Source organism: Acidovorax sp. T1 (assembly GCF_002176815.1).
Classification (GTDB): Bacteria; Pseudomonadota; Gammaproteobacteria; order Burkholderiales; family Burkholderiaceae_C; genus Acidovorax.
Map to the genome: position 1 here is coordinate 89,063 of NZ_CP021649.1, position 12,896 is coordinate 101,958.

The 12,896-nt window shown below is 56.0% G+C and carries 7 protein-coding genes and 1 pseudogene; 5 read left to right on the forward strand and 3 right to left on the reverse strand.

What is annotated here, in order from left to right; genetic code table 11:
- Window positions 1-286: 286 nt before the first annotated feature.
- The 3 genes from CCX87_RS19425 (at window position 287) to CCX87_RS19435 (ending at window position 4,616) form a co-directional block, all read left to right on the forward strand.
- Window positions 287-2,017 carry a tyrosine-type recombinase/integrase gene (locus tag CCX87_RS19425; protein ID WP_232476754.1) on the forward strand — a complete coding sequence of 577 codons (1,731 nt, stop codon included), beginning with the start codon at window positions 287-289 and terminating at the stop codon, window positions 2,015-2,017.
- Between the two features lie 935 nt (window positions 2,018-2,952).
- Entirely contained in the window at window positions 2,953-3,621 is a 669-nt protein-coding gene (locus CCX87_RS19430) for a nucleotide-binding protein (RefSeq protein ID WP_086929081.1), read from the forward strand.
- 2 nt (window positions 3,622-3,623) lie between these two features.
- Entirely contained in the window at window positions 3,624-4,616 is a 993-nt protein-coding gene (locus CCX87_RS19435) for a ParB/RepB/Spo0J family partition protein (protein ID WP_087748586.1), read from the forward strand.
- A gap of 32 nt (window positions 4,617-4,648) precedes the next feature.
- On the opposite strand, the gene CCX87_RS19440 is transcribed toward CCX87_RS19435, so the two are convergent.
- From CCX87_RS19440 to istA, 3 genes and pseudogenes are all read right to left on the reverse strand, one after another.
- A complete protein-coding gene (locus CCX87_RS19440; RefSeq protein WP_157667155.1) occupies window positions 4,649-5,278 on the reverse strand; it encodes a DNA-binding protein in 630 nt (209 codons plus the stop codon).
- Window positions 5,279-6,025: 747 nt separating this feature from the next.
- Window positions 6,026-6,790 carry an IS21-like element helper ATPase IstB gene (gene istB, locus CCX87_RS21700; protein ID WP_056269326.1) on the reverse strand — a complete coding sequence of 255 codons (765 nt, stop codon included), beginning with the start codon at window positions 6,788-6,790 and terminating at the stop codon, window positions 6,026-6,028.
- Between the two features lie 690 nt (window positions 6,791-7,480).
- A pseudogene (gene istA / locus CCX87_RS21705) lies at window positions 7,481-8,416 on the reverse strand (IS21 family transposase); the annotation flags it as partial.
- Between the two features lie 1,426 nt (window positions 8,417-9,842).
- Between istA and CCX87_RS19455 the strand changes: the two are divergent.
- Together CCX87_RS19455 and CCX87_RS19460 are read left to right on the forward strand one after the other, a co-directional pair.
- Window positions 9,843-11,189: a replication initiation protein gene (locus tag CCX87_RS19455; RefSeq protein ID WP_086929083.1), complete on the forward strand. Its 1,347-nt coding sequence runs from the start codon at window positions 9,843-9,845 to the stop codon at window positions 11,187-11,189.
- 284 nt (window positions 11,190-11,473) lie between these two features.
- The gene (locus CCX87_RS19460; protein WP_157667156.1) at window positions 11,474-12,544 is read left to right on the forward strand and encodes a tyrosine-type recombinase/integrase; all 1,071 of its coding nucleotides are present in this window, start codon (window positions 11,474-11,476) and stop codon (window positions 12,542-12,544) included.
- Window positions 12,545-12,896: the final 352 nt, after the last annotated feature.

Sequence of the window (12,896 nt, forward strand, 5' to 3'; positions counted from 1 at the left end):
GCACCAATTTGCACGGAAAGTACGATCACCCCATCCACGGGACGTCGCCAATGTCGACCTGCATGTATTCCTTTCAACTTCGACGCCCTTCCCACATCCCGCTACCGAATGTGATTAAGATAATGCTACATTATCTTAAGTCAAAAAACAGGTGACAAAAATCGCTCCCCCTGTCGATCTGGGTCGAAAACCCAATCCAATCAAGGACTTGCAACGTCGCCAGACCCGAGCGAATGTACGTTTCATACATCGGCTTGGTCCCCACCATTTCGCACATCTGCGCGCTGTGGCCGAAGGTATTGACCTCAACGAGAGCGCCCTGCGTTACCTCGGCATCGAGCACGGTAACGAGGCCATCACCGCCCACCGGCAAACTGTGGATCAGGTTCGCGCCATCGCTCGGCGTAGAGGAGACTCAGCGTGGCGTCTGATAGGCGTGCGGATTCGGGTCCAGGACTTCAGCTTGCGGCCCAGCCTGGAAGATTTCATCGTTGACCGGGACCTGGATGGATGGAGCGAGTCCGAGCAACTGGAGTTCTACGAGGCAGCTTTCCCGACCGACCACAAGGCCGAACGGCGCGACCGATTGCGCCGCAGGCAGCTGGAGCTGTTGCGAAGTCTGGAAACGAGCAATGCCGAACAGCCCAAACCCCAGGACATGGTGACCGGCTGGTTCGACGAGCGCAGCGCAACCAAGCTCGTCGGCGCGGGGTTTATCAACCTAGGCGAGATGGCCAAAGCCATTGCTGCCGGGGGACGCTGGTATCGCAACCTACCGGGTGTGGGCAAAGGCAAGGCCCAGCGCATTGCGGCTCACCTCCACACTCTCATCCCGTCAGCGACGCCACCCTTGAGGCGCCTCTTCGCCCTGCCCTCCTCTGCCCTGGCCGACCATCCGCTGGAGCTTGAATGGCTCCCTAGAAACGCTTATCAAGAGTCTCTGCAGACACCGCCAATGGAGCTACCTCTGTCGGGGTCGGGCTCCATGCTCAATGCCTCAAGCGACCTGCAGGCTATGCGCACCTGGATCCAGACCCATGCAGGCTCTGCCGCCACGGTCAAGAGTTTCTGGCGGGAGGCTCGTGTCTTCATGCTCTGGCTCCAGTGGGAGCGCGGGGGCATCACTTTTTCAGAGGTCAAGGTCGAGGACTGCCTGGCGTTCAGGGCCTTCACCGAGAACATACCGGCCCACTGGATATCGCGTGAGCGCGCCAGCCCTGGCCAACCCGGTTGGGCACCATTTCGTGGACAGCTTTCGCAATCGAGCCGGCACCACCTGCTCAACATTGTGGGCGCCCTCTTCGCTTATTTGAAGTTGGCCGACTACATCGGCCAAAACCCATGGCCGCTGATCAAGACCCGCGCCTCAATGAAAAAGACTGCTGTCAACAGCGTAGACACTCGCGCCTTTTCCGAAGACGCTCAGACTGAAATCCAACGTTTCATTGATGCACAACCACCCTCCCCTTCCCGCGCGCGCATGCGGTTCATCGTCGGATTCTTGTCGGGTGTCGGACTGCGCGCCTCTGAATTGCTGGCAGCCAGGTTGGGCGATCTGCGCTATGTCAGCGGAGGGTATGTGTTGCAGGTGATAGGCAAAGGAGGTACGCCGCGTGTCGTAGCCATCCCCCCTTCTGCCTTGGTGGCACTGGAGGACTACCTCGAGGCCCGCGGTATCGGCAGCCTGCAGCAAGCTCCTGTAAAAGCTCCGTTACTGGCCAGCGCCAAAGGTCCCATGGAATCCATTGGCTACCAGGCTCTGTACCTCACCGTACGCACCTGGTTGAGGAATGCGATTAACGCATCCCTCCTCCCCTCTGCCGAACGTCAATCGCTTGCAGGCGCATCGGCACACTGGCTGCGACATACCTTTGCAACTCGCGCAATTAAACGCGAGGTACCCATGGAAGTAGTTCAAGCTCAGCTGGGTCACGCCAATATCAGCACGACGATGAACATTTACGCCAAGGCTCCATTGGAGCGCCAGATCGAAACCATCTCTGCCGCGTTTAAGTGAAATTGACGACACCCAACGTTGTCGAGAAACTTGCTGAAATGAATACACCAAATCCATCCTGAAACCACATGGCGTTCGACGCATTCGATCCCATCAGCAAAAGGGTCTCTTCGTCTAATTAAGCAAAGTTTTCACATTCCAATGGTGCGCCATAGCATATCGATGTACGGGGACTCCTCTTGAATGGCCGCACATCTACGGCAACTCCTTGATTTCGGAAATAGTGCTCTTCAAGCACTCAAGACTTTTTGCCTAACGCACCCGCCCCTCTAAATTCCAAAACCCCAAACACCGCAGCCACCCAGACTCGTTATTGTTGCTGCCACATCCGCTCATCAACGAACAAAACCCCTAATTCATTAGGCAAGAAATTTTCAGCAGAGCAGCTCCACCCACAAATACGGCACGTATCAAGCCTGCTGCCAGAACTCGTTGGACATCCACAGACCCAACGCCCCTACCGTGACCTCCCACTTACGGCACTTCTGAAAAATCTCAGAAATAATCCGACACAGGGCAGGCACCCGAACCAAACAACAAACTCAACGACGAGAAGTTGGCTCGAGCCAACCCATCGACCCCTAGCTATTCAGCGAATGCTGAAAAAACTCCAAACACAAGCAGATCAACACCCGCGCACAAACCACCCCGGGCACTATCGCCCCTAAAGTCAGTCACCAGACTCACATCGACATGTGTGACGCGAAAAGCATCTTGGCTCGAGCCAACCCACACGTCTTCGGCTCGGAAGTTGGGGCATCAACCGATGCTTGGCTCGAGCCAAGATTCTGGTTACTGATTTCCAGGCGACGAGCTGCAACCGATGTTGCATTTGTTGAAAATATTCAAGTTGAATCAGATTTAATATTGACTAGGCATTGTATTTTCATAGAAAATATGCCGATACGTTTTTTGCCTTATGAAAGAAATTTGATATGGTTATCACCATCGGAGCAGAAAAAGGCGGCGTCGCAAAGACCAGACTTGCAACTCATATAGCAGCTTTGGCAGCGGCAAATGGCGTGGATGTCGTTCTTTTAGATACGGACAAGCAAGGATCGGCGATGAGCTGGTCAAAGATTCGTAACGATGAGGGCGTCACACCATCAATTCCCGTACTCGCTTTGCCACCGAATCCAGCACGTGAACTCGCAAATCTCTCGAAAAAATACACCTTGGTCGTTGTAGATATCGGAGCTCAAAACTACAGAACCATGCTCGAGTGCGCATTGCTCAGCGATATCGTCTTAGTTCCATGTGGTGCTGACCAGCAAGAAGTTGAATCGACTTTGAATGTCTTCGACACTCTTAGAGAGATGGGGCCCCGCCACGAGTCCGGCGAAATTCCAGCCCACGTCGTTCTCACTCGCGTTTCACCGCTCGAAGGTGCCAAAGCCACGGCGGAACTGCGCGAGTTCCTCACCAGCGAGGGTATCTCGGTGTTCAAGTCTCAAATTGCTCACCGCACCTCTTGGCTGGCCACCGGCAAGAGCGGTCGCGCAGTGCATGAGCTAAAAGGCCGCGAACGCTCACAAAAGGCGGTTGATGAAATGCAAGCTGTTTACGACGAGATCCTAAGCCGCATCAATGGTGAGGAGCAATGAACATGGCTACCAGTTTTAAAAAACGCGAAGTCTCCGCTGACCGCGTCGCTGCAGTTGAATCAGTCTCAGCAAGCATTCCCATCGTCGGTGATCCGCGCATGAGTCCATCCGAGATAGGCCTAGCAGACACGCGCCCCGTGCTTATCACCTCAGGAGTTGGTTCGAGCCAAGATCGGACTGCGGTCTCTTCAGACTACCAGGTAGGAACCGTCTATGACGTCCCTGTCGGCCTCATCAAGTCAAATCCATTCAATCCCCGCGCTGTCTACACGACCACTGCAGTGGACAACATGGCTCTTTCGCTGTCGACTTCAGGACAGCGCATCTCCGCTACTGGCTACATTGACGACCAAGGGAGCATCACCCTTATTGAAGGTGAGACGCGGTTGCGCGGCGCCCGCGCCGCGGGACTTGCGACGTTACGCATCGAGATTCGGCCCCGTCCGGCAAGCGATAGAGAACTCTACGAGGAAGCTCGCGCGGCCAATGTTGAGCGACGCGAGCAGACGCCTCTGGATGACGCGATCAAATGGAAAGAGCTGCTAGCAAAAAAGGTCTATCAGACTCAAGCAGCATTGGCAAAATCTCTCGGCCTGGGCGAAGACCACGTCAGTCGAACGCTGTCGTTGGCCGGCCTGTCCAACAGAGTCATACACGCCGTAGCCGAGAACCCGGAGCTGCTAAATCACAAGATGCTCAATGCACTCCGTGAATTCTGGGATGTCGAGGGAGATGAGGCTACTCTCGAACTCATCCTCGAAGTCGCAAAAACAGGCATGGGATATCGCGACGTCGTGGCCAGGCGCAAAGCCGCTGTCAAGGGCCCCGTGAAGCGCCCTCGCTCCACACGTGAGGCGCTCAGCTTCAAAGGCGCTAAAGGCGAACTCAAATCCTTCGAGGAGGACGGCCGAATCGAACTCAGTCTGAGGGGTCTCAGTCCCGAGACTGCCCATGAAATTACGTCGAAACTAATGGCATTGTTTTCGAAAGAGTAATTCGCTTCGGGGCAGGGCAGGGCAATCTAGCTTCACGCGCGATTTGATGGGGATACCAGCGCGGAAGTCAGGTCAACGAGCTGCTTGCGCAAGGCTTCTGTTTCGCCTGTCATTCGCCCGATCTCCACCGCTTTATCAGTGACCGCCTGGCGAGCGGTGGCGACTTCTGCCAAGGCAGCTGCAAGACGTGCTTCCAGGTCTGGAACCTTGGATGCCTTGATTTGTGCATCTGTCAGCGCCTCGATAACTTTTGAGAGCTGTTCATTGGTTCTCTCCAAAAGTTGGTTTTGAGATTCTTCGAGTTCTTCCATGCGCCGGATCTCGGAGAGGGCAAACTCCAGATCGCGAGCGATGGTTGTCACCTTACCTTCTGCGGCGTCCCTGACTGACTGTGTTTGCTTGTTTGCATCTCGCCAAGCCATGGCCCAGAGCTGGCGCCCAAGTTCTGCGCTCTTTTCAAGCACGAAGGAGGGTGTTTCGAGGCCCTCTTGCGCACTGATCTCGCGCTGGACATTCCATGCGTCAAGGTAGCGTTTGATCGTTGTGTACGATCCGCCCCCAATCTTTGCCTGCACATTGACGATGCTTGGCTCTGTACCATCAGATACCAGAGAGCTGGCGGCATCAAAGACGAGTTCTTTGGTGGCGAGTGGTCGTGCCATAGGGTTTTCCTTTGTTACGGTAATTATCATAATTACCGTAATTATTGTCAATTTGACATGTCTAGGTCATCGATGAACCCACGAAGTGTCTACTTCGCTGATCAACGCGCTTGCATGTTCGTTGAGACATGATTCATGGCCCGTTCTCGAAAACCTGCAAATCTCATTTCGCACAGCTCGACCTGCCCTGGCTTGGACAGCGAGTCCACAAGCTGATTCCACTTTGATTGCCGCGCACTGGATCAACGCCTTGACGCCGGGGCCAGCGGAAGATTTGCAAGTGCTGAGAAAGTTTGCAGATTCAGAACCACTTCTCGTTGCCAGAAATCCCAAGGTGAGATTCTTCAGGGACCAAATCTGAGCACCAAGCTTAGAAGAAACATTCAGAGTTGCTCATGACGGCAGCGACAACTGAAAGGGATGTAGACAGCAGGCTATCCCTCGCACGCTTATCGGTGTAACGCCTGTGTAGCGAGTCAGGAGGTGAGCCTTTACAGGGACGAGCGAAAGGTGAGCTTTTTCAGGGACAAATCTTCACCGAAAAGCTGATCTCATCTCCTTTGCTCAGCACGATGACATCTCGGAGAACCAAGGATTCCAACTGGTCCCCGTTAAAGCTCACCTTTTGGTTGCATTACGCCTTTCCTGCGGATCAAGACTCACCATGGTGGCTACTTGTCCCCCGATGGCCAGGTCAAATTCCCCCACCCTTGGCCACCCCAAATTCCCCCAGGCAGGACGGTCGGATTATGACGACTCGGGTGTGATGGCGATGCGTGCAGCGGCCTCCTTGAGGCGGTAGCTCTTGCCCTCGAACTCCAGCATCGCGCAGCGGTGCATGAGGCGATCCAGGATGGTGCTGGCCATGGTGGCGTCGCCGAGGTATTTGCCCCAGTCCTGCACCACGCGGTTGGACGTGATGAGAACAGCGCGGCGCAGCTTGTAGCGCTGGTGCACGATGGCCTGTAGGACTTCAGCGGCATGCTCGCTGATGCGTCTGGCCAGGAACAGGTCATCGAGGACGAGCAGGTCCGGCGCGACCCAGTCCTTGAGCAGCTCGGTGCGCTCTGCCGTAGTGGCCAGCGCGTAACGGGCGAACTCGGTGTCGGCTTCCAGGTAACGCACGTCATAGCCCTGCAGCGTGGCCTGGTAGGCCACGGCCTTGGCCACATGGCTCTTGCCGGTGCCCGGCTTGCCGATGATCAGCGCGTTGGCCCCCTCGCCGATGAACTTCAGGGTGTGCAACTCGAAGCAGGCGCTGCGCGGCAGCTTCGGGTTGAAACGCCAGTCGAAGTCAGCCAGCGAGGGGCGCTCATCCAGACCCGAGCGCTTGAAGCGGCGCTCGGTCAGGCGAGAGCGCCGGCGGTCCAGCTCGTCTTGCAGCATGGCGGCGAAGGTCTCCAGGAAAGGCTGCTGGGCGGCCTGGGCCTGCATCACGCGGGTGGACAGGGTCTCGGCGATGCCGGACAGGCGCAGCTCGCGCAGCGCGCGTTCGATCTCGATCATGTTCATGGGCTGAACTCCCGGTGCGTTGGTGGTGTTGTTGGTGGTGGTGGTGGTGGTGGTGGTGGTGTTTGCCGTGGCGGCGGCGAGCGCGAAGAGATCGCTGTACTCCTCAGCGTCTCGGATGAGCTCATGCTGCTGCGTCAGCGCGTGGGCACCGGCGGCGGGTGCTTCGCCGCAGGTAGCCTCGATGGCCGCCATCGCCTGGGCAAAGAGGGCTTCGGTCAGCGCCAGCACGCGCTTGTAGCTGTAGACCCCTTGCTCCAGGGCCTGGGCGCAGGCGGCATTGATGCAGTGCGCCGGGTAACGGCGCATGAGTCCCACAATGCCCCAGAGCTTGCGCTGCCCGACACGACCCTCGATGGCAAAGAGCAGCTCACACAGCCGGCTGGCGTGCTCACCAATCTCGCCGGCCTGACGCAGGATCAGACGGGTCTCGCGCGAAGGATTGAATACCCGCTCCTCCATGGGCAGCACCACCGTGCCGGGGCGCTCGGCTTTGGCGTGGGTGCGCAGCAAGGCGCCGGTTTGCAGATCGCGGATCTCGATGCGCTGGGCATAGATGCGCACCAGCATCTTGGAGCCGATGTTCGCCGGGCGAGCGGCGTAGCTGCTGTGATCCACCCGCACGCAGCTGTCGTCGCAGACGGTGCGCACCGCCTCCTCGAAATACTGCATGCCCAGGAGCGGCAGAGGTTTGAGGTGGCTGCGCTCCTCCTCGAACATGGCCTGCACCTGGCGCCGCTCGGTGCCGTGGATGCGCTTGGCTGCCCAGCTCTTCTCCCAGTGCGCCAGGAACTCGTTCTGGGCCTCGATGGACTCAAAGCGCCGGCCCTTCAAGGCCGTGGCCTGGGTGTGGCCAATGGCATGCTCCACCGTGCCCTTGCGGTTGGGGTCTCGCACCCGCGCCGGGTCGGCCACCACGCCATAGTGCGCCAGGGTGGCGGCGTAGACTTTGTTGAGTTCGGGCTCGTACAGGTCGGGCTTGAAGACGCCTTCCTTCAGATTGTCCAGAACCACGTACTGCGGGCAGCCACCGAAGTACCGCAGAGCCTGCTCGTGCAACTCGGCCCAGATTTGCTGGCTGGACTTCCAGACCACGCAGCGGAAACTGGCGCGCGAGTAGCGCAGCGTGGCCACGAACAGGCGGGGCTTGCGGTACCGCTCGCTGCCCGGCACGCGGGTGGGCGCGCCCTCGCCGTAGTCCACCTGCATCTCCTCCCCAGGCAGAAAGGACAGGCGGTCGAACTGCTCGGGCTCCTTGTGGCGCAGCTTTGCACAGAAGCGTTTGACCGAGTTGTACTGACCAGTAAATCCGTGCTGGTCGACCAGGTCCTGGAAGATGGCCATGGCGTTGCGCTTCAGACGCAACTGGGCTTCGATGAACTCGCGCCAGGGTTCGCACAGGGAGGTGGCCACCGGCACAGCAGCCGGTGGCCAGGGTGGGGGAATTTGCTGGGCCGAGCCGGTGGCCACCCCGGGGGAATTTGACTGCAGTTGCTCCAGCCAGCGCTGGTGGTAGCTCCTGACCGTCTTGCGGTCGATGCCCGTGATGCGGGCGATCTCGCGTTGCGATGTGTTGCGCTCCAGCAGTGTCTCTATGGTGGCGCGTTGGTTGGACTTCAAGACATTCACTCCTTGGCCTTCCCTCGGGGAAGACTGGATCAATGTCCTGCCAACAGGTGCCGACGACGCCGGCGTTAAACCCCTATCCCCGATCAGTTCAGGTGGGGGAGTTTGAGGTGGCCATAGACGGGGGAATTTGGGTGGCCATCAGGGCTTGTCGTGGTCTCTGCTTTTAGGGGCCTCTTGGGGGCCATTTCAGGCTCATCTTGAGGTGTCCATTTTGGATAAAGCCTTGAATAAGTCCCTGTAGAAGCTCACCAGTCAGTTAGTGTCTCGAAAGAATACAGACAAAAAATGATTTCCATGAGAGCGTGTACTCACTTTGGTTGTGTTCTTGAGCGCAAACCACAGAAAGCAGGTCCCTGAAAAAGCTCACCTTTCCTTGACTGGAGCGGTATGGTGGGCTTTATGTTGAAGTCTTGTGTCCCTGGAGAAGCTCACCTTTGTTGATGCGTGAGTGCGAGAGTCCACTTTCGCCGTTGCGTCGTGCAAGGTCCCTGTAAACACTCACCTTTTGGACTACAGGGATGGATTTACGTCTTACCGGTGGTGCGAGTATTGAGGGTAACTAGCAAGAAAATGGTCCCCGTAGAGGCTCACCTTAAGAAACCAGCCGCTGAGAGTCTGCAAAGGTCCCCGGAAAGGCTCACCTTTCTACTATTCCAAGTAAGCGGGGCAGCTCAGCTAGCAAAAATTTAGTGCGAGGTATTCTTGGGCTGTGGTCCCTGCAGAAGCTCACCTATCAGGATGTAGTTGACAATCCTCTTCCCGATGACGTATGGGTTCGTGATCCTGAAGCGCGTTCAGAGAAGCTTTGATCTAGCACCAAGGTGGCTGCCATTGTGGAGGAGAGGAGGGCAAGGATAGGATCAGTTGTGCGCTGTAGAAGCAGTTGCTGTGATTGAACTTGTACCAGGAGTGCTTGAGTGTCCCCGAGCTGGCTTCCCGGTCTTTCTGGAGACGGTTTTTGGTTCCTGTATTCCTCAAAAGAGACACCGTTACGTTGAGAATCTTTTTGAAAATACCCTTGGATCATTTAAATACAAATTAAGTGAGGGAAAACGCAGCACTGGCGCGGGGAAGGGCGCGATCCGGTGAGTGGATTCGGGGACCAAGGTGAGCATCTACAGGGACACAGGTGAGACTCACCGGGGAGCAAATGAGTTTTGGGTGAGCTTCTACAGGGAGCATAGGTGAGTGGATTCAGGGACATTGGTGAGCCTTTACAGGGACCTGATCTCTTGTACCTGTTGGATAACTGCTTGAGATTTAAAGAGAAGCTATCAATTCATGCGGTGAGCGCGCTATGATCTCATCGAAAAGTGAAAAAGCGAGGTGCTCATACAAAGGTGAAAAATTTCATCGAAATTTTCACCGATGATGGCGGCCATTGCTGCGGCGAAAGAGATGGGCAGGTGACACTGAAAGGCTGTCGATGGCGACAAGGAAGAGCAAGGCTCGAAGCGATGCGCTGACGACCCTCGAATCAGGCGATCTCAAGCAATTTCGAAAGACGAACGAAGCCATCGGTCTTCGTGTTGTCGAAGGCAACCTGTCTTTGCTGTCGCGCAAGGTTTTCAATGTGATGATGTATCACGCGCAGGAGATGAAAGAGCCCGGCCTTAACGCTCCCATCAATACGCCAGCTGCAAAGAAATATTTTTGGATACCGTTGTCAGACCTGGCTCGAGACGCCGCATACGACAGCAAAGACGTCCAGTACCTCAAGCGACAACTGGAGGACATGCAGAACATCAAGCTGCTCATGGAGAACGAGCGCCAGTGGACCAGTGAGCGTTTGGTTTCGTCGGTGACGTTGGTGAACCCCGAGGGGTTCAATAAGCACTCTGGCCAAGTATGGTTCGGTTTCGCCTTCCCGCCAGAGGTCCACGAGCAAGTTATGGCACCGAGTACTTATACGCGGCTGTCAATCGTCTACCAAAGTTCGCTCAAATCCGGCTCGGCGCTTGCTCTCTATGAGATCTGTAGGCGCTATGCCACCAACCCGTCGAAGTTGACCTTTATCCAGAGCTACGAGCACTGGTACGGTGTCATTACTGGAAATCCGATATCCGCTGAGGCTCCACCGGTATACAAGTATTTCAAGCGGGACACGATCAAGCCAGCCATTGCGGAAATCAATGCGCTGACCGACATCAACATTGAGCTCGTTGAGCATAAGAACGGGCGTAGGGTGGAAAAGCTTCAATTTCGTGTCGAGCAAAACAAGCAGCCGCAGCTCGAATTCCCCGCACCTCCAGTGATCGATGTGGAGTTGATTGGAAGAATTATGAAGTTCGGATTCAGCCAGACTGACGCATCAGACTTGGCCGCTCAGTACCAAGACGATGTCATCCGCGCTGCCATTTCCCGAGTGGAAATCAGAGCAGAGTCCACCAGCATGAGTCCACTGGGCACGCCGGCGGGGTATTTCCGATGGACACTCCAAGACATTGCTAGAAATCCGAGTTCTTTGCTGTTAAGCGCTCCCAAGACGATTTCTAAAAAGAACCCCGCAGGTCCGTCGGTGATGGAGAAGTTCCTCGCCGCACGCGCGCAGGACGCGTTGGCCGTTTATAAAGAGCTCGATGAAAAGGAGCACAAGCAGATCTTCGACGCGTTCAAGGCACAAAACCTAAACAAGTCCATCAAGCTTGATAAGGGCATCGAAAGCGCCATGGTCCGCTCCCTCTTTTCAACCTGGTATGCCAAGGAGCTCTGGGGCGAGCCTACAGCCCAGGCTCTGGCGCAGTTCATTGAGCAATTTCAGCCCGCAGCATAGCAACGACGTTTACCGTTTGCGCAACCCTTCGGGGGAGGGGGCAGTATTTCCATCGTGAGCAAACCTCCTAGGGGCATCGGCATACCGGTGCCGATCTTCGCGAGCGACTAGGCCCGACAATTGAATGCACACTACATGACCGGACTTCACAGTCATCAGCGTTTTCATTTGCTGATCAACTTTTCATTTCTATGCTTTGCGCGTAGCTTTCGGATATGAGATGGCATGATGGCTTAATGTTTCTTACGTCATGTAATGTGCATTCAAAACTTCAAGAAAGCTCTATGTCTGACTTGCCTCTGCAGGAGAATCACCTCTTATCCCCTGTGCCGAGGCCTTTGGGACCAGAGGTGTTTGAGCTCTGGTTCAACAATCGCGCCAACGACGATCGCGATTGGCTAACCCCTAAGGGGGCGGTTCTTTATCGGCTAATTTGGAAACGCTGGCTTACGTCGTTGAGTCAACATGCCAACATCGACGGGCAAGCTATGTCTGCCACCGCTTGGCACAAGGCCACTGCCGTAGACGTCCACAATTTCATCAACGGCAGCTTACGGGCTTCAAAAAAACAAGGTACGGTCAGTCTCATCACTCGCAGGCGCTATTGGAGCGCCATAAACCGAATCTACCAATTCGCGCTGTCACAGAAGTGGGTGAATGCAAATCCGGCTCTTGGCTTGCTGGGGGAGGACATGCCGCCAAGCGAGGATCCCAAGGGGACCATCCTCTCAAATGCGCTCTGGAAAGCAGCGTTTGCTGCCTTCCCAGTTGGTGATGACCTGATTGAGAGGCGAAATCGCGCGATATTGATGGTAATTTTTCATCTTGGACTTGCTCCCAGAGAGATACGGCAACTGACGGTGAAGGACGTATTGATCGAAGGAGATGAGGATCCACGCAAGGCAATTCCGAATGGCAAGATCACTGCGTTGCGGGTAGAAAACGAAACACGCGGAGACCACAGGGTCATGCATGTGCCAGCGTCAGTGGCGAAAGCCCTCGGAGAATGGCTGTCCGCCCGTAAGTGCTATGAGCCGGCCCAAGATCATGAGGTGCTGTTTTGTTCGCGGAAATCGCCATCCATGTCTATGCACGCACTCCTGTATCTGGTGACCAAAACCATTCGAACGGCATGTCAAAGCAGTAACCTGCCGTCTCCCGCGCGTCTGGGGCCACAGGTTGTCCGAAACACCGTCCTTGTGCGATGGCTCAATAGTGACTTCACTGTCGAACAAGTGGTGAAGGCTGCAGGTCTGAAGAACGCGAAAGGGCTGTACCACCTTCGTGACTTAGTGCACCACGAGGTGCGCATTGCGATCTCAAAACACGTGCACGAGGGGATCGGTCTGATCTAAGCGGCCTTGCCCCCGGTCATCAATGGCTGTAGCCTTCCCCGCATGGAACGCGCGACTCCTACTTTTCACGGATTGGATGCTGATCAGCTAACTCAGCTAGCAAGGGAAGCTGTGGCCAACGCGGTCGCATCGAACGCACGCGCTGGCATCCCCCTCACCGGGTATGTCGATGGCCGCGTGCAGACGATCCAGGCTTCCGACCCCCGGATTGCAAAGTTCCTGCAGAAGCAAAGCGCTGGCCTTTGTGTCCCGTCCATTCAGATCGAACGCGATCCAGACACGTGATTGCTGGTGGGCAATGTGCCAGGAATCCCAGGTGCGTACACCCAAGGTGAAACCATCGAAGAACGCT

Bases quoted from the DNA above. Each gene is read 5' to 3' on its own strand.
- CCX87_RS19435 (WP_087748586.1), top strand. From the start codon at position 3,624: ATGGCTACCAGTTTTAAAAAACGCGAAGTCTCCGCTGACCGCGTCGCT.
- CCX87_RS19430 (WP_086929081.1), top strand. From the start codon at position 2,953: ATGGTTATCACCATCGGAGCAGAAAAAGGCGGCGTCGCAAAGACCAGA.
- CCX87_RS19455 (WP_086929083.1), top strand. From the start codon at position 9,843: ATGGCGACAAGGAAGAGCAAGGCTCGAAGCGATGCGCTGACGACCCTC.
- istB (WP_056269326.1), bottom strand. From the start codon at position 6,790: ATGAACATGATCGAGATCGAACGCGCGCTGCGCGAGCTGCGCCTGTCC.
- CCX87_RS19440 (WP_157667155.1), bottom strand. From the start codon at position 5,278: ATGGCACGACCACTCGCCACCAAAGAACTCGTCTTTGATGCCGCCAGC.
- CCX87_RS19460 (WP_157667156.1), top strand. From the start codon at position 11,474: ATGTCTGACTTGCCTCTGCAGGAGAATCACCTCTTATCCCCTGTGCCG.